Origin of the sequence: Streptomyces sp. NPDC057287 (assembly GCF_042667905.1) — a bacterium.
Classification (GTDB): domain Bacteria; phylum Actinomycetota; class Actinomycetes; order Streptomycetales; family Streptomycetaceae; genus Streptomyces.
This window is the reverse complement of the sequence record NZ_JBHUYV010000026.1, coordinates 15,972-30,870: the sequence shown is the minus strand read 5'-3', so window position 1 is coordinate 30,870 and position 14,899 is coordinate 15,972. Positions and strand designations below refer to the sequence as shown.

Here is a 14,899-nt window from a genome sequence, read left to right as displayed (position 1 = left end):
GGGTCGCGCGCGTGCGCGTGGGCCCGCGCCGGGGTGAAACGCGCGCGACATTCGGATTGCCCTGCGCCTAGCGTGGGCCGCATGAGTCTTGATCCACGTACCGTCTCCTCCGCCGAGTTCCCCGACTGGCTGCGCGCCGTCGGCACCGGATTCCTCCGGGCGTCGTCGGCACCGGTTGCGGAGGAGGAGATCGCGGTGCGCCTGGCCCACACCGATCTCGACCGCGTCCAGGGCGTGTTCGACGCCGGGCGCTGCGTGGCCACCTTCCGCTCGTTCGCCCAGGAACTGACCGTCGTCGGTGGCGCGAAGGTGCCGGCGGACGCGATCACGGCCGTGACGGTCACCCCCACGCACCGGCGACGGGGGCTGCTCAGCCGGATGATGGCGACGGACCTGGCGGCGGCGAAGGAGCGCGGTGACGTGGTGGCGTCGCTGATCGCCGCGGAGTACCCGATCTACGGGCGGTACGGATTCGGGCCGGCCGCCTGGACGGCCGAGTGGGAGATCGACGTCCCCCGGGCGGGCCTGGACCCGCGCGGCCGGGTCCCCTCCGAGGCGGACGGCGGCCGGATCGAGCTGGTCGACGGCGCGGACGTACGCAAGCTGGGCCCCGAACTCCACGGCCGTCTCGCCGCGCGGCAGCACGGCGTGGTCTCCAGGGACGAGCGCTGGTGGCAGCGGAACACCGGTGTGGACGTCCCGGCGTTCGAGACGTGGACGGAGCCGTTCTACGCCGTGTACCGGTCGGCCGGCGGGGAGACGGAGGGCCTGGTCGTCTACCGGGCGGACGCTCACTGGGGCGACCGGAAGCAGCCGCTCAACACGGCGAAGGTGAGCAGCCTGATCGCCGCTACCCCGGCGGCGGAACGCGCCCTGTGGCAGTTCGTCTGCTCCATCGACTGGATCACCACGGTCCGCACGGGCTACCGCGCCCCCGACGACCTGCTCCCCCTCCTCCTCCCCGACCCCCGCGCCGCCCGCGTCGTGACGCAGGCGGACTGGCTGTGGCTGAGGGTCCTGGACGTCCCGCGCGCCCTGGAGTCACGTACGTACGCGACCGAGGGCGCGCTGGTCCTCGACGTCCGGGACGCGGCGGGCCTGGCGGGTGGCCGTTTCCTGCTGGACGTGTCACCCTCCGGCGCGTCCTGCGGGCCCACGACCCGGGACGCCGACCTGACGCTGGACGTGGCGGATCTCGGCGCGCTTCTGCTGGGTGACGAGTCCCCGGTGCGGCTGGCCGCGCTGGGCCGGATCGACGAGCACCGGGCGGGCGCGGCGGCCTCGGCCGACGCGCTGCTCCGGGCGCCACGGCGGGCGTGGTGCCCGGATGTGTTCTGACGGGGCGCGCCCGCGCGTCACCGCGTCCGCCTCCTGAACAGTGTCCCCGACAGGCCCACCGCCAGCAGCAGGATCCCGGCCGCCCACGCGAGTGCCGTCCAGGGGGCGTTGCCCACCGGCTGGTCCAGCAGGAGACCGCGGAGGGATTCGATGGCCGGGGTCACCGGCTGGTGGTCGGCGAAGCCGTGGAGCCAGTCCGGCATGGTGTCGACCGGGACGAAGGCACTGCTCGGGTAGGGCAGGAACGACATGAAGAAGGTGAATCCGCCGGCCGCCTCCGGCGTGCGGGCGAGCAGGCCGATCGCCGCCGAGATCCAGGACAGGGCCACGATGCAGGCGAGCAGCACCGCGGCGACGGCGAGCCAGCCGGCGGGGCTGGCCGCGGGGCGGAAGCCGATGAGCAGGGCGACGGCGAACACCAGCGTCGTGGAGACCAGGTTGCGGACGGTGCTGGCCGCCACATGGCCGGCCAGGATCGGCAGCGCGCCGATGTCCAGGGAGCGGAAGCGGTCGATGATGCCGCCCTTCATGTCCTCGCTCACCGCCACCGCGGTGGTGGCGGAACCGAAGCCGACGCAGAGGAACAGGACGCCGGGGACGACGTACATGACGTACGAGTCGTAGGCGGCGCCGGTGTCGATCGCGCCGCCGAAGAAGTAGACGAAGATCAGCATCAGCATGATCGGCAGCATCATCGAGGTGATGACGGCGTCGATGTTGCGGCGGCTGATGAGCAGGCTGCGGCTGGTCATGACCGCGGCGTGGGTCAGCGCTCCGGGTGTGTCAGACATGGGCGGGTGCCTCCGTCCTCTCGGCGGTGAGGGCGAGGAACACGTCGTCGAGGGTCGCGCGGTGCAGCGAGAAGCGGTCGACGTCGGTGCGGTGCGGGTCGATCTCGTCGAGCAGGGCGCGGACGTGGGCCGCGGTGCCGTCCGTGGGGACGCCGAGGGTGAGTGTCTCGGGGGAGTGGTGGTCGGCGCGGGTGGCGAGCCGGAGGTAGGCCTCGCGGGTGCTGAGGACGAGGTCCAGGCGGTGTCCCGAGACGCGGGACTTCAGTGCGTCCGGAGTGCCCTCGGCGACGATGCGCCCCTCGGCGAGGACGCTGATGCCGTCGGCGAGCTGGTCCGCCTCCTCCAGGTACTGGGTGGTGAGCAGCACGGCGGCGCCCCGGCCGGCGAGGTCGCGGACCACCTGCCAGAGCTCGCGGCGGCTGCGGGGATCGAGGCCGGTGGTGGGCTCGTCGAGGAAGAAGACGCCGGGCTCGGGAGAGCCGACGAGTCCCGCCGCCAGGTCGAGGCGTCGCCGCATCCCCCCGGAGTACGTACGGGCCTGGCGGCGGGCCGCGTCCGCGAGGCCGAAGCGGTCGAGGAGCTCCTCGGTGCGGGTCCTGGCCCGTGCGCGGGACAGGCCGGAGAGCCGGGCCATCATCCGCAGGTTCTCCTCACCGGTCAGCGTCTCGTCCACGGCGGCGAACTGCCCGGTCAGGCTGATCGCGCGGCGCACCCGGCGCCGGTCGGCGACGACGTCGTACCCGGCGACGCGCGCGGTGCCGGAGTCGGCGGTGGTGAGGGTGGCGAGGATCCGCACGGTCGTGGTCTTTCCCGCGCCGTTGGGTCCGAGGAGCGCGTGGATCCCGGAGCGGGCGACGCGGAGGCCGACCCCGTCCAGGACCCGCGTGCCTCCTCCGTAGGACTTGGTCAGGCCGTGCGCCTCGATCATGACGCCGTTCGTGGGTGTGCTCATGACTGTCCCCCTTCTGCGTAAGCCATACGCGTTACTGCGTAAGCATTACGCAAACCTAGGATGGTGGCAAGCCAGTACTGGGGAAGAGGGCCACGGGTGACGGAGAACAGCAGTGCGTCGGGCGGTACGGGCCTGCCGGCCAGCATCGAGGCCGCGTGGGGTCTGCGCGACCGTCCGGTCAAGGGCCCGAAGCCCGGCCTGACACTGGACCGCATCGTGGCGGCGGCCGTGTCGGTGGCCGCGACCGAAGGCCTCTCGGCCGTCTCGATGGGGCGGGTCGCCAAGGAGCTCGGGGCCTCCACGATGTCGCTCTACCGCTACGTCTCCGCCAAGGAGGAGCTGTACGTCCTCATGCAGGAGGCGGCCTTGGGCACCCCGCCGCCGCTGTCCGAGGCGGAGGAGCAGGCGGGCTGGAGGGAGGCGCTGAGCCGGTGGGCCTGGTCCCAGCGCCGGATGTTCCAGCAGAACCTGTGGTCCCTGCGCATCCCGATCGGCGGTCCGCCCGCCAGCCCGCACATGGTGCTGTGGTGGGAACGCGGGCTCCACGCGCTGAGGGACAGCGGCCTGTCCTCGGGCGAGAAGATCTCGGTCATCCTCCTCGTCTCCGGTTACGTGCGGAACGAGGCGACGCTGATGAGCGACATCGCCGCCGCCGTCGAGGAGAAGGGCGTCTCCGCCGAGGAGTTCATGGCGCGGTGGGAGCGGACGGTGCGCAGACTCGTGGACCCGGCACTCCATCCGGAGCTGGCAGGGCTGCTGGACACGGGGATCATGAGTGAACCGGACGAGCCCGACTACGAGTTCGTGTTCGGCCTCGAGCGGATCCTCGACGGGGTCGACGCGCTCATCGAGAAGGGATCGCCGTCATGAGCGACGGGAAGACCGGCCTGCGTGAGCGCAAGAAGCAGCTGACCTACCAGGCGGTCTCCGAGGCCGCGATCTCGATGTTCCTCGAACGGGGCTTCGACAAGGTCTCGGTGGCCGAGGTGGCGGCGGCGGCCGACATCTCGAAGCCGACGCTGTTCCGGTACTTCCCGTCCAAGGAGGACCTGGTCCTGCACCGGTTCGCCGACCACGAGGACGAGGCCGCCCGTGTCGTCTCCGGCCGGGCGGAAGGCCTCTCCCCGCTCGAAGCGCTGCGTCAGCACTTCCTGGAGGGCCTGGACCGCCGCGACCCGGTCACCGGCCTCTGCGACAACCCTCACGTGCTGGCCTTCCACCGGCTGCTCTACGGAACCCCGTCGCTCGTCGCCCGCCTCTACGCCTACCAGGGCCGTTCCGAAGCCGCGCTCGCCCGTGCCCTGGACCCCGGTACGCCGGTGGCGGCGCGCCTCGCGGCCGGTCAGATCATCGCCGTACTGCGGATCCTGGCCATGGAGAACTGGCGGCGGATGGACGCGGGGGAGAGCGCCGGCCAGGTGCACGCGGACGCGCGGGAGGCGGCGGGGTTCGCCTTCACGCAGTTGGCGGACGGGCTGCTCACGGTGCGGTCCGGGTGAGGCCGAACGGCGCGTGGAGGTCGGCGGGTTCGCGGAGGCTCCAGTGCGGACAGGTGTGTCGTGTCGTAGAAGCGGACGACGTTGTCCAGGTCGCAGAGCACGGCGTCGTAGGGCCTGGCGGGCAGGACGTCGGTGCCGTGCGTCATGCGCCTGTCGTGCGGCGTCTCGTGTCCGTCGCGCGTCACGTGTCCGTCGTGCGCGGTGTCCCTGCCGTGTGTCACGTGCCGGCCGCCGTCACGTCCAGGGCGGTTCCGTAGAGCCTCGTCACCCTGATCCGGATCACCACGCGGTGCTCGGCGACGGCCTGCTGCAGGAAGCCCCGTTCCTCCGCCGGATCGTCGAAACCCGGTGTCAGGGAGAGGAGTTCACGTCCGACGGCGTCGCCGGCCACGGTGGTCGGTTCCGAGACCTCCGCGGTCCCCTCCGCCACGGCGAACGACCAGGCGTCGTCGCCGCCGACGTGCAGGGAGGCGTGCGGATTCTTCCGCAGGATGCGTGTCTTCAGCCGGTCCGCCGTGGAGGAGACTCGCAGGACGCGTTCCTCGGTGTCCATGCTGTACAGGACGGTCGACAGGTGCGGATGGCCGGTGGAGCGGACGGCCGCGAGCACGCCGAACTGCTGATCCCGCAGGGTCCGGAGGAGTGCCTGGTCGGTGAGGGGGCGGGGCGCGGGCCCGCCTTTCGTCTCTCCGGTGGTGTTCATGGGGTCTGCCTCTCGGGATTCAGGAGCGGGGTGCGGAGGGTGCGGGGCGCAGGACGAGGAACGCCACGGCGAAGGCGGCGACGAGCAGGCCCGTTCCGACGGTGAACGCCAGCTGGTAGCCGCCGGTCAGCGCCTCCGCCCGGCGGTGGCCCTCGGCGAGCATGGTGTCGGTCCGGGCCGCCGCCAGGGTGGTCAGCACCGCGACGCCGATGGCCATGCCGATCTGCTGGGTGGTGTTGAAGACCCCGGACGCCAGCCCGGCGTCCTCCTTGCCCGCACCGGACATGCCCAGGGCCGTCAGCGCGGGAAGCGCCAGTCCGAAGCCGGCCGCGAGGAGCATCACGGGGAGCACGTCGGTGACGTACCGCGCGTCCGCGGGGATCCGGGTGAGGAATCCGAGGGCGCCGATCAGCAGGACGATCCCGGTCAGCAGCACGGCGCGTTCACCGAAGCGGGCGTTCAGCCGGGCCGAGACGCCCAGTGAGACACCCCCGATGACGACGGCGGCCGGGAGCATGGCGAGCCCCGTCTCCGCGGCGCCGTAGCCGAGGACGTTCTGCAGGTGCAGCGCGACGATGATCTGGAACGAGAACAGGGCCGCGACCATGAGGACCTGGACCAGATTGGCCCCGGCGACACTGCGGGAGCGCAGGACGCGCAGAGGCATGAGCGGGGTCCGGGCGGTCGCCTGACGGACGACGAAGGCCACGAGCATCGCCAGGGCGACCGCCCCGAGCCCCAGGGTGGGGGCGGAGATCCAGCCGTACTCCTCGACCTTGACCACGGTGTAGATCCCCAGCATCAGACCCGCCGTGACGAGAGCGGCACCGATGACGTCCGCGCCGGAGGTGAGTCCGGCGCCGCGGTCGGCGGGCAGGACGCGGCGGGCGACGAGGAGGGCCACCACGCCGATCGGCAGATTGATGAAGAAGATCCAGTGCCAGCTGAGCGCGTCGGTGAGGACCCCGCCGAGCACCTGCCCGATGGACGCGCCGGCCGCTCCGGTGAACGAGAACACGGCGATGGCCCTGGCCCGTTCGCGGACCCCGCTGAACAGGGTGATCAGGATGCCGAGACCGACGGCGGAGGCCATCGCGCTGCCGACCCCCTGGAGGAAGCGGGCGGCGATGAGCGCGGTGGGGGTCGTGGCCGCACCGGCCAGCAGGGAGGCGATGGTGAAGACGGCGGTGCCGGCGAGGAACACGCGGGTGCGGCCGATCAGGTCGCCGAGCCGCCCGGCGAGCAGGAGCAGGCTGCCGAAGGCGATCAGGTAGGCGTTGACCACCCAGCTGAGGCCGGCCGGGGTGAAGCCCAGGTCCCGCTGGATGGTGGGCATCGCGACGGTCACGATCGAGCCGTCGAGGGTGACCGTCAGCATTCCTGCGGCGATCACCGCGAGGGCGAGGCCGCGGTGACGGGTGGTCTCACCCGGGCCGGGATGTTCGGGGGCGGGTGCGCGGAGTCCGGGGACCGAAGGCTCGGTCGTCGCGGGGCGGGGCGCGGCGGACGTGTCGTGCGGGGCATGGGCGGGCATCGGTCTTCTCCTGTCGGAAGGGTCGATAAGAGAGACCGTAGCAGATGGTTTTGTTGCAGACTATATTTTACGGTCCGGTCTGCGGCGGTCGCCCCGGCGGGCTACCGCTGCCCCTGGCGCGCCCGCCGGACGGGCCGGGGATTCTCGGCGGGGGTGGACAGGTGGCCTGTGGCCAGCTGGTTCAGGGCGCGCAGCAGCGCCTCGCGGTCGCCGCCGGGAAGCACCGCGAGGGCCTCCTGGTGCACCCGGTCGACGATTTCCTGGCTCCGTGCGGCAGTCCGGGCCCCCTCTTCGGTGACGGCGATGATGCGCGCCCGCCGGTCGCGGGTGGAGGGTCGCCGCTCGGCGAGTCCCGCGCTCTCCAGGGCGTCCACGGTCACGACCATCGTGGTCTTGTCCATGTCGCCGATCTCCGCGAGCTGGATCTGGGTGCGCTCCTCCTCCAGGGCGTGGACGAGGACGCAGTGCATGCGTGCGGTCAGTCCGATCTCGGCGAGCGCCGCCGCCATCCGGGTCCGCAGGACGTGGCTGGTGTGGTCGAGGAGGAAGGACAGGTCGGGCTCGGTGCGCGCGGGGCTCAGGGCGGTCATGTCTGCCACTGTAACAATCCGTACCGTGGCAGATCATCCGCAAGAGGACGTTACTGCGGCAGCTCGGGCCTGACCAGCGCCCTGGCGAGCGGCTCGCCGGTGCGCTCGGCGTACACCATCCGTTCCTTCGCCTCCCGCAGCGTGCGCGGGCGATAACCCGGCCCGCCGCAGCAGCTCTTGTGGAAGCGCACGCCGGCGTTCAGCAGCAAGGAGAGGACGCGCCACGCGGAGGCGTCCCGGCGTCGAGGGGCGGCGAAGGCTGATCCGGCGTGGATCAGCGTCCCGGCGCACCGAGGACAGACACGGTCGTCCCATCCCCCTTCGTAGGGCTGCTTGTACGAGGCCCGGCAGGGCAGGCAGACGTACGACGTGTTGGCGTGGGACATGCGGTCAGCGTAGGAAATCCGCCCCGGCCGTGCGACCGGTTTACGCGGGCCCGGCTGTGCGACCGGTTTACGTGGCCCCGGCCGTGCGACCGGTTTACGCGGGCCCGGCCCGACGCCCGCGCCACAGACGCCCGACGCGGCGTCGCAGCCCCCGCCGCCGTGGGCCCTCCCACGACGGCCGACGGCTGCGGCCCGTCTCCCACGGGTGGTCCGGCGAGAGCAGCGGAGCCTTGCGCTCGGCCTGCGCCCGGATCTCGTGGTGGGCCTCGTGCGCGGTCACGCGGAACGCCTCGTCGTACGAAGCCAGGGCCGCGCTGATGGCGGCACCGGCGGTTCCGCGCCGCCGGACTCGGGACGCCAGCCACCGGAAGAACCCCATCACGGCGGCGAGCACACCCGCGAGCACGAGAAGGGCCAGGAGGTCGTTCATTCGGGCCTCACGAGGTCCGGAGCTCCCGGAGCACGCCGCCCTCCTCGGCGTAGAGCTCCAGGGCGAAGCTCAGCCCGAACCCCGTGAGCAGTGAGGCAGCGTGGCGTAGACATTTCCCTCTCCAGCGCCCTCGGCCGAGGTCGGGGTGGCACGGCGTCAGACATCCCGGCCGGCCTCGCGGGCCGCGCTCTCCAGGCGGCTCCGGTGCTTCTCCCACCAGGACGCGTCCCCGGGCGGGATGCTGCTGTTGCCCTTCTCCATCCCCACGGCCCCGTCGAGCAGTTCGCGGAGGATGTCGGCGTGCCCGGCGTGCCGCTGCGTGTCGGCGATCACGCGCACGACTGCATGATGCAGGGTCACCTCGTCCCTCCCGGTCGGCCACCACGGCACCGTGCCGACGGTGTCCAGGGCCAGCGCACCGATCGTCGCGTCCGCGTGGGCCCAGGCCCGGCGGTAGAGCTCCACGATCTCCTCGCGCGACTCGTCGGCGGTGGCCCACATGTCCGCGTTCGGCTCGGCGCCCTCCCCGACCCAGGGCAGCGGCTCACCGGACGGCCGGGCGAAGGTGTCGCCGAGGTAGCCGAATTCGACGGTGGCGACGTGCTTGACCATGCCCAGGAGGTTGGTACCCGTCGGAGTGAGGGGGCGTCGGGCGTCGTACTCGGAGAGCCCGTCGAGCTTCCAGAGCAGGGCGTCCCGGGCGGACTGAAGGTAGAAGCGGAGGTCGGACTTGGCGGTCGGGGAGGTCATGGCACCGAGTCTGTCGTTCGCGCGGCACCCGCCCAACCGATTTCTCGTCCCGGCCGGGCAGGCGGGCACCGGAGCGCGTCCCGTCCGAGGTGGCTCAGCTGGCCGCTGCCTCCCAGGCCAGATCCCCGCTGTCGTCCACGACCGCCACGCATGCCTTCCGGACACCGCCGAGGGCCGCGTGCCGGAGCAGTGCGGGCGTCCCCGACTCCAGAGCCGTGGCGATGTCCCGGAGCATGGCGGCCACCGAACTCCACAGCGGCACCCCGAGCATCCACGTCTCGTGGTCCCACAGGTACACCGCGCCGCAGGAGTCACCGGGCGCCAGGTCGACGACGAGTCCGTCACCGCCGGGATCCATCGCGATCGGCAGGAACGAGGGCAGGAAGCGGGGTTGCGGTGTGCCGTCGGCGTCGAAGGCAGGGTCTTCCTCCTCCGCGACCTGCAACCAGATCTCCCTCGTCTCCAGCGCCTCCTCGAGATCCACCGGTGCGAACGCTCCCGGGATCCAGAAGTCGGCGCCGACCCGCTCCAGGGCCCACCAGTCACGCACCTGGGAGGGAAGCACCGTCGCGAGCGCCGTTTCGGCCGCGCGGAGCCGGCCCTCGTCCGAGGCGGCCCTCACGGGGGTGTCGCGGAGGTGGCTCCCGCACCAGGTGTCGATGCGGTCCCACGGTGTACGCACGTCGTCATCGGCCGAGGTCATGGCCGGAAGTCTCTCAAGAGGCTCGCTCCGGCAGGCAGGCGCCGCACCCGTTCCCGCTCGACCGGCCGGGCAGGCGGGCTCCGCACCGGCTCCCGCTCGGAGGGACGGCTCAGGCCGGGTCCGAGGCGCGGAAGGTGCGCCGGTACGCGGACGGGGCGACCCCCGCCTCCGCCGCCAGGTGCCGTCGCAGCGAGGTGGCGGTGGCGAAGCCGACCTCGTGGGCGACCCGTTCCACCGGCAGGTCGCTGGACTCCAGCAGGTGCCGCGCCCGCCGCAGCCGCTGCTGGGTCAGCCAGCGGCCGGGGCTCAGCCCCGTCTCCTCCCGGAACCGCCGGGCGAAGGTGCGGGTGCTCATCGCCGCGTGTGCGGACAGCTCGTCCAGCGACAGCGGACGTTCCAGCTGCCCCAGTGCCCAGTCGCGGGTCGGCCCGGTGCCGGTGCCGCTCGCCGGGGGCAGCGGCCGTTCGATGTACTGCGCCTGCCCGCCGTCCCGGTACGGCGGCACGACGCAGCGACGGGCGACCTGGTTGGCCACCTCGCTGCCGTGGTCCTGGCGCACCAGGTGCAGGCAGACGTCGACACCGCTCGCCGCCCCGGCGGAGGTCAGTACGTCGCCCTGGTCGACGAAGAGCACGCCGGCGTCGAGCTCGACCTGGGGGAACAGCTCCTGGAAGTGTTCGGTGAGAGCCCAGTGGGTGGTCGCGCGCCGCCCGTCCAGGAGACCGGCGGCGGCCAGCAGGAAGGCGCCGGTGCAGATGGACACCAGGCGGGTGCCGGGACGGATCCGGGCCAGGGCGGCGAGGGCCTCCGGTTCCGGGGCGGCGGCCGCCGCCCGGGAGATCGCGTACGGCGGGATGACGACGGTGTCCGCCCCGGCCAGCACCTCGGGTCCGTGGGCGGGGGTGACGGTCAGGTCCGAGTCGGTCCGCACGGGCTGCCCGTCCACGCTCGCGGACAGCACCTCGTAGCGGCCGTCGGCGGAACCCAGGACGCGGTGCGGGATGCCGAGCTCGAAGGGATAGACGCCGTCGAGGGCGAGGACGACGACCTTGTGGGCGCCGGGCCGTGGGTCCGGACGCATCTGGCGGTCCAGTTCGGCCGCGCGGTCGGCGAGGTCCCGGTCCCGGAGGGGCCCGGCGGCCCAGGGGCGGGTGAAGGGCGCGCCGTGGGGAGTGGGAACGCCGCGGTCGGCAGGAGCGAGGGACATGGCATGAATGTATCGGAGGATGACCTTCTTGCCATCGACCCGGGGTGGGCCGGACGGCCAGGATCGAGGTATGACCACGACGCACACCCCCGAGAACCCCGGCTCTCCGGACCCGGTGGCCACCACGGACCCCGCCGCTCCGGCCCCCGCCCCCTCGATGTCCGCCCTTCACCAGACAGCCCTCGGCGGCCCCGAGGTCCTGCGGCTTACGGAGCTTCCGCGGCCCGCGCCCGGCCCCGGCGAGATCCTCGTCGCCGTGCACGCGGCCGGGCTCAACCCCACGGACTTCAAGCACCGCGCCGTGAGCCTTTTCCTGCCGCCCCCGCCGCTGACCCTCGGCTGGGACGTCTCCGGCACCGTGGTGGAGGCCGGCTACGGCGTCACCCTCTTCCAGCCCGGTGACGAGGTGTTCGGCATGCTGCCCTACCCGTACGGGGCCGGCTCCCACGCCGAGTACGTGACCGGCCCCGCCCGCGCCTTCGCGGCCAAGCCCGCCGGGATCGACCACGTCCAGGCTGCCGCTCTGCCTCTGGCCGCGCTCACCGCCTGGCAGGCCCTCGTCGAGACCGCGGACCTCCGGGCCGGACAGCGGGTGCTGATCCACGCCGCGGCCGGCGGTGTCGGCCACCTCGCCGTACAGATCGCCAAGGAGCTTGGCGCGCACGTCACCGGGACGGCGAGCGCCCCCAAGCACGACTTCCTGCGCGAGCTCGGCGCGGACGCCTGCGTCGACTACCGCTCCGAGGACTTCGCCGACACCGACGAGCGTTACGACGTCGTCCTCGACACCCTCGGCGGCGAAACCGCCACCCGTTCCGTGAGTGTGCTCCGCCCCGGCGGAGCCCTGGTCTCCCTGCTGCCGGGCGACGGGGACACACAGGCCGCAGCGGAGAAGGCGCAGGTCCGCGCCGTCACCCTGCTCGTCGAGCACGACCGGTCCGGGATGCTGGCGATCGCCGAACTCGTCGAGCGGGGAAGGCTCCGCCCGCACGTGTCCGGCACGTTCCCCCTCGCCGAGGGCGCCCGCGCCCACACCCTGGGGGAGACGGGCCGCACCACGGGAAAGCTGGTCATCACCGTGCGCTGAGGGGGGGAGCGGGCCGAGTCCCGTCTCGGTTGAACCGGGCCATCACGAGGCGGCGACCTGGGGTGGTCCGGGTTGATCGAGACGGGAACGGCTGGGTCGCCCCATGCAATCCGCGCAGCGGGCTGTTGCGCGCTATGCGTCGTCGCTGCGGCGTTGGGCGTGCCAGAGGCGTCTGAGAGCTTCGAGCTCGGTTCGTGGGAAGTGTTCGCCCCACTTGCCCCGGTAGCCGCTCTCGCCATATGTCTGCGCGACCTCGTCGAAGCAGCGGATCACAGAGCGGGCGAGCTGGTCGATGCCGAGCTGGCCGGACCAGATCTCGGTTCCCTTGTTGTCGTGATCGCTGCCATGACGCAGTTCCAGCACGCGGGTCCAGGTGTCCACGCCTTCGCGGTAGAAGATCCACCGGTAGGCGGTCGGCTCGGCCTCGAACTGGGCACGGGTCTCCGGCTCGCCTGCGAGGAGCCGGGCCACTGCGGTCAGGAGCTCCTCGGGCGCACCGGTGATGTCGGACGCGGCGAGCACGACTTTCGTCCGGTGGTCTTCAAGGGTGCAGTCGGCCCACCCGGATCCCGCCGGCGTCCAGGTGATGCGTATGCCGGATGTCACCGGTGCTCCTTGGCGAGAAAGGCCCGGAGACCGGACGCGAGGGAAGTCATCTGTTCAGTGCCTGGTGGGTCGCGCTCGGGAGGTCGACCGGCCTGAGTGGGATCAGCTCGGTTCACAGACTTTCCCGGTCATCCGAGCGAGGGTGACTGGAACGGCAGTTCGTCGGCTTCCAGCGGCTCCGGGTACCCACGTACCCAGTGGCCGGGGAAGGTGGCGCAGAGCGATTCCAGGTCGGCGGACGTACGTCCCCGCACGTGCAGCCAGCTGTGGTCACTCAGTCCGTCGAGCCGCAAGAGCTTCCCCGGCGCGGAGAACCAGCGGACGGGTGACTCTTCCTTCCCCGTCCACATCGGGTACTCGGGAAACTCCACCGGTGCGAACCGGCTCGGCAGCTCCCGAATCAGGCCGGCGGGAAGTTCGCAGGCGTTGTAGAGCCGTTCTTCGCTGCCGAGCAGCGTCTCGCTGAGTACGAGCTCGACACAGGCCAGGGAGACCCGCTCCAGGTAGTGGACCCAGCCATCCTGTGACTGGACGAACACCGGCGGATCGTCCTGGCCGAGGTCCCGCAGCCGCACTCCCCAGAAAGCGCATCCCTGGTTCTCGCTGCGGAAGACGAGCACTCCACCGAACTCTTCGTGCACGAACAGGTCGGAAGGGGGCAGCAGCGGGTCCTGGTTGCCGGTGAGGTCGTGGCGCGTGCCGAGAAGCGAGTACGCCTCGCGCAACGCGGTCGGCAGCGTGAGCCCCAGCGTCTCCTCGGCCCGCTCCAGCTCCTCCGCTCGCGTACCGGCGTCGTCGGCGAGCGGCTCCGCCCACGCCGCGGCGAAGTCCCGGATGAAGGCCCAGGCTCGCGCTCTGTCGGGTATCCCACCGCGCAGAGCCTGAGCCACATCGAACGCGTCAGCCATGCGGTGGACCGTACAGGCCGGCCGGCCACGCCGGGACTCCGCCAGGTCGTTCGCCAGAACCGGATGAGGTGGAACACTTTTGCAAGCAGGCGCTTGCAAAAGTTAGCACCGGTGGGCACTATCGAGGCATGGCATCACTCAACGTCGGCAATCTCGGCGAGTACCTGCGTGAGCAGCGGCGTACGGCGCAGCTCTCCCTGCGGCAGCTCGCCGACGCCGCCGGGGTGTCCAATCCGTATCTCAGCCAGATCGAACGCGGTCTGCGCAAGCCGAGCGCCGAGGTGCTGCAACAGGTCGCCAAGGCCCTGCGGATCTCGGCCGAGACGCTGTACGTGCGGGCCGGGATCCTCGATGAGCGGGAGCGGGAGGAGCTGGAGACGCGGGCGGTCATATTGGCCGATCCGTCGATCAACGAACGGCAGAAGAACGTTCTGCTGCAGATCTACGACTCCTTCCGCCGGGAGAACGGTTTCGATGTCGCGCCCGACACCGGCGCCGGGTTCCACGGTGCCGCCGATGCGGAGAGCAGAATCGATGCCGACGCGGAAAGCGGTGCCGATGACGCGAACGGCGCCGGTCCGGATGCCCGCGGCCCCCGCACGGCCGGCGGCAGTGATGCAGACCCACCAGCTAACTGACTTCTGATGATCCGGGAGGACCACAGTCATGGCCATCACCGATGACCTGCGTAAGACCCTCACCGACCCCACCCCCCTCTACTTCGCCGCCGGCACGGCCGACCTCGCCGTGGAGCAGGCGCGCAAGGTTCCGGCTCTGATCGAGCAGCTGCGGGCCGAGGCGCCCGAGCGGATCGACGCCGTGCGCAACACCGACCCGAAGGCGGTGCAGGAGCGGGTCACCACGCAGGCGAAGGAGGCCCAGGCCACCGTGCAGGCGAAGGTGACCGAGGTCTTCGGGGCGCTGGACACCGACCTCAAGAAGTGGGGCGAGACCGCCCAGGACCTGGCTCTGCGCAGCGTCGGTGTGGCCGCCGAGTACGCGGTCCGTGCCCGGGAGACCTACGAGAAGGTCGCCGAGCGCGGCGAGCTGACCGTGCGGACCTGGCGCGGCGAGACGGCCGACGAGATCGTCGAGATCGCCGCCGTCGTCGAGGCGGAGCCGAAGCCCGTGCCGAAGCAGAAGTCCGACGCGGCGGCGAAGCCGGTGACCCCCGTCAAGCCGGTGACCTCGGTGAAGCCGGCGACCCCCGCGAAGCCGGTGGCCCCCGCCGCGAAGAAGCCCGCGCCGAAGGCCGCCGAGTCCAAGGCGGCGCCCGCCGCCGCGGCGAAGAAGCCGGCGACGCCCGTGCGCAAGCCCGCCGCGAAGAAGGCGACCCCGCCCTCCGCGAAGTAGGCGGGAAGCGGTTCCGGGATTGCCGGGAGGGCGACCCGGGCACCTTTGGGGGTGCCCGGGTC

General features: G+C 72.0%; 18 protein-coding genes and 1 pseudogene. 6 read left to right on the top strand and 13 right to left on the bottom strand.

Features of this window, described 5'->3' with window-relative positions; translation table 11 throughout:
- The first annotated feature begins 81 nt into the window (after window positions 1-81).
- Window positions 82-1,338, top strand: coding sequence for a GNAT family N-acetyltransferase (locus ACFUNE_RS34620; RefSeq protein ID WP_383576408.1), 1,257 nt, complete (start codon window positions 82-84; stop codon window positions 1,336-1,338).
- A gap of 17 nt (window positions 1,339-1,355) precedes the next feature.
- Here the strand turns inward: ACFUNE_RS34620 and ACFUNE_RS34615 are convergent, their stop codons facing one another.
- Window positions 1,356-2,129, bottom strand: coding sequence for an ABC transporter permease (locus ACFUNE_RS34615; RefSeq protein WP_383576407.1), 774 nt, complete (start codon window positions 2,127-2,129; stop codon window positions 1,356-1,358).
- Window positions 2,122-3,081 carry an ATP-binding cassette domain-containing protein gene (locus tag ACFUNE_RS34610; RefSeq protein ID WP_383576405.1) on the bottom strand — a complete coding sequence of 320 codons (960 nt, stop codon included), beginning with the start codon at window positions 3,079-3,081 and terminating at the stop codon, window positions 2,122-2,124. The genes ACFUNE_RS34615 and ACFUNE_RS34610 overlap by 8 nt, the downstream gene beginning before the upstream one ends.
- Window positions 3,082-3,141: 60 nt before the next feature.
- Here ACFUNE_RS34610 and ACFUNE_RS34605 point away from each other — a divergent pair, with 60 nt between their 5' ends.
- Window positions 3,142-3,951: a TetR/AcrR family transcriptional regulator gene (locus tag ACFUNE_RS34605; RefSeq protein WP_383576403.1), complete on the top strand. Its 810-nt coding sequence runs from the start codon at window positions 3,142-3,144 to the stop codon at window positions 3,949-3,951.
- Entirely contained in the window at window positions 3,948-4,580 is a 633-nt protein-coding gene (locus tag ACFUNE_RS34600; RefSeq protein ID WP_383576401.1) for a TetR/AcrR family transcriptional regulator, read from the top strand. The genes ACFUNE_RS34605 and ACFUNE_RS34600 overlap by 4 nt, the downstream gene beginning before the upstream one ends.
- Window positions 4,581-4,618: 38 nt before the next feature.
- Here ACFUNE_RS34600 and ACFUNE_RS34595 read toward each other — a convergent pair.
- The 9 genes and pseudogenes from ACFUNE_RS34595 to ACFUNE_RS34555 all read right to left on the bottom strand — a co-directional run.
- Window positions 4,619-4,726, bottom strand: a pseudogene (locus ACFUNE_RS34595) (HAD family phosphatase); the annotation flags it as partial.
- A gap of 71 nt (window positions 4,727-4,797) precedes the next feature.
- Window positions 4,798-5,283 (bottom strand): TIGR03618 family F420-dependent PPOX class oxidoreductase, encoded by a 486-nt coding sequence (locus ACFUNE_RS34590; RefSeq protein WP_383576399.1) that lies wholly within the window; start codon window positions 5,281-5,283, stop codon window positions 4,798-4,800.
- A 19-nt stretch (window positions 5,284-5,302) separates the two neighbouring features.
- The gene (locus ACFUNE_RS34585) at window positions 5,303-6,817 is read right to left on the bottom strand and encodes an MFS transporter (protein ID WP_383576397.1); all 1,515 of its coding nucleotides are present in this window, start codon (window positions 6,815-6,817) and stop codon (window positions 5,303-5,305) included.
- Window positions 6,818-6,918: 101 nt separating this feature from the next.
- Window positions 6,919-7,407: a MarR family winged helix-turn-helix transcriptional regulator gene (locus ACFUNE_RS34580; protein ID WP_383576395.1), complete on the bottom strand. Its 489-nt coding sequence runs from the start codon at window positions 7,405-7,407 to the stop codon at window positions 6,919-6,921.
- Between the two features lie 50 nt (window positions 7,408-7,457).
- Window positions 7,458-7,793 carry a deoxyxylulose-5-phosphate synthase gene (locus ACFUNE_RS34575; RefSeq protein ID WP_383576393.1) on the bottom strand — a complete coding sequence of 112 codons (336 nt, stop codon included), beginning with the start codon at window positions 7,791-7,793 and terminating at the stop codon, window positions 7,458-7,460.
- Window positions 7,794-7,887: 94 nt separating this feature from the next.
- Window positions 7,888-8,223: a hypothetical protein gene (locus tag ACFUNE_RS34570; protein WP_383576391.1), complete on the bottom strand. Its 336-nt coding sequence runs from the start codon at window positions 8,221-8,223 to the stop codon at window positions 7,888-7,890.
- Window positions 8,224-8,379: 156 nt separating this feature from the next.
- On the bottom strand, window positions 8,380-8,973 hold the full coding sequence (locus ACFUNE_RS34565) for a DinB family protein (protein ID WP_383576389.1): 594 nt from the start codon (window positions 8,971-8,973) through the stop codon (window positions 8,380-8,382).
- A 94-nt stretch (window positions 8,974-9,067) separates the two neighbouring features.
- Window positions 9,068-9,676 carry an SMI1/KNR4 family protein gene (locus ACFUNE_RS34560; RefSeq protein WP_383576387.1) on the bottom strand — a complete coding sequence of 203 codons (609 nt, stop codon included), beginning with the start codon at window positions 9,674-9,676 and terminating at the stop codon, window positions 9,068-9,070.
- Between the two features lie 109 nt (window positions 9,677-9,785).
- On the bottom strand, window positions 9,786-10,757 hold the full coding sequence (locus tag ACFUNE_RS34555) for a GlxA family transcriptional regulator (protein WP_383576558.1): 972 nt from the start codon (window positions 10,755-10,757) through the stop codon (window positions 9,786-9,788).
- A gap of 196 nt (window positions 10,758-10,953) precedes the next feature.
- On the opposite strand from ACFUNE_RS34555, the gene ACFUNE_RS34550 reads away from it, so the two are divergent.
- Window positions 10,954-11,970 (top strand): NADP-dependent oxidoreductase, encoded by a 1,017-nt coding sequence (locus tag ACFUNE_RS34550; protein ID WP_383576386.1) that lies wholly within the window; start codon window positions 10,954-10,956, stop codon window positions 11,968-11,970.
- Window positions 11,971-12,102: 132 nt separating this feature from the next.
- Here ACFUNE_RS34550 and ACFUNE_RS34545 read toward each other — a convergent pair whose 3' ends face one another.
- Window positions 12,103-12,576, bottom strand: coding sequence for a hypothetical protein (locus tag ACFUNE_RS34545; RefSeq protein ID WP_383576384.1), 474 nt, complete (start codon window positions 12,574-12,576; stop codon window positions 12,103-12,105).
- 128 nt (window positions 12,577-12,704) lie between these two features.
- A complete protein-coding gene (locus tag ACFUNE_RS34540; RefSeq protein WP_383576382.1) occupies window positions 12,705-13,484 on the bottom strand; it encodes an SMI1/KNR4 family protein in 780 nt (259 codons plus the stop codon).
- Between the two features lie 128 nt (window positions 13,485-13,612).
- On the opposite strand from ACFUNE_RS34540, the gene ACFUNE_RS34535 reads away from it, so the two are divergent.
- Window positions 13,613-14,122 carry a helix-turn-helix domain-containing protein gene (locus ACFUNE_RS34535; protein ID WP_383576380.1) on the top strand — a complete coding sequence of 170 codons (510 nt, stop codon included), beginning with the start codon at window positions 13,613-13,615 and terminating at the stop codon, window positions 14,120-14,122.
- A 28-nt stretch (window positions 14,123-14,150) separates the two neighbouring features.
- On the top strand, window positions 14,151-14,837 hold the full coding sequence (locus tag ACFUNE_RS34530) for a hypothetical protein (protein WP_383576378.1): 687 nt from the start codon (window positions 14,151-14,153) through the stop codon (window positions 14,835-14,837).
- Window positions 14,838-14,899: the final 62 nt, after the last annotated feature.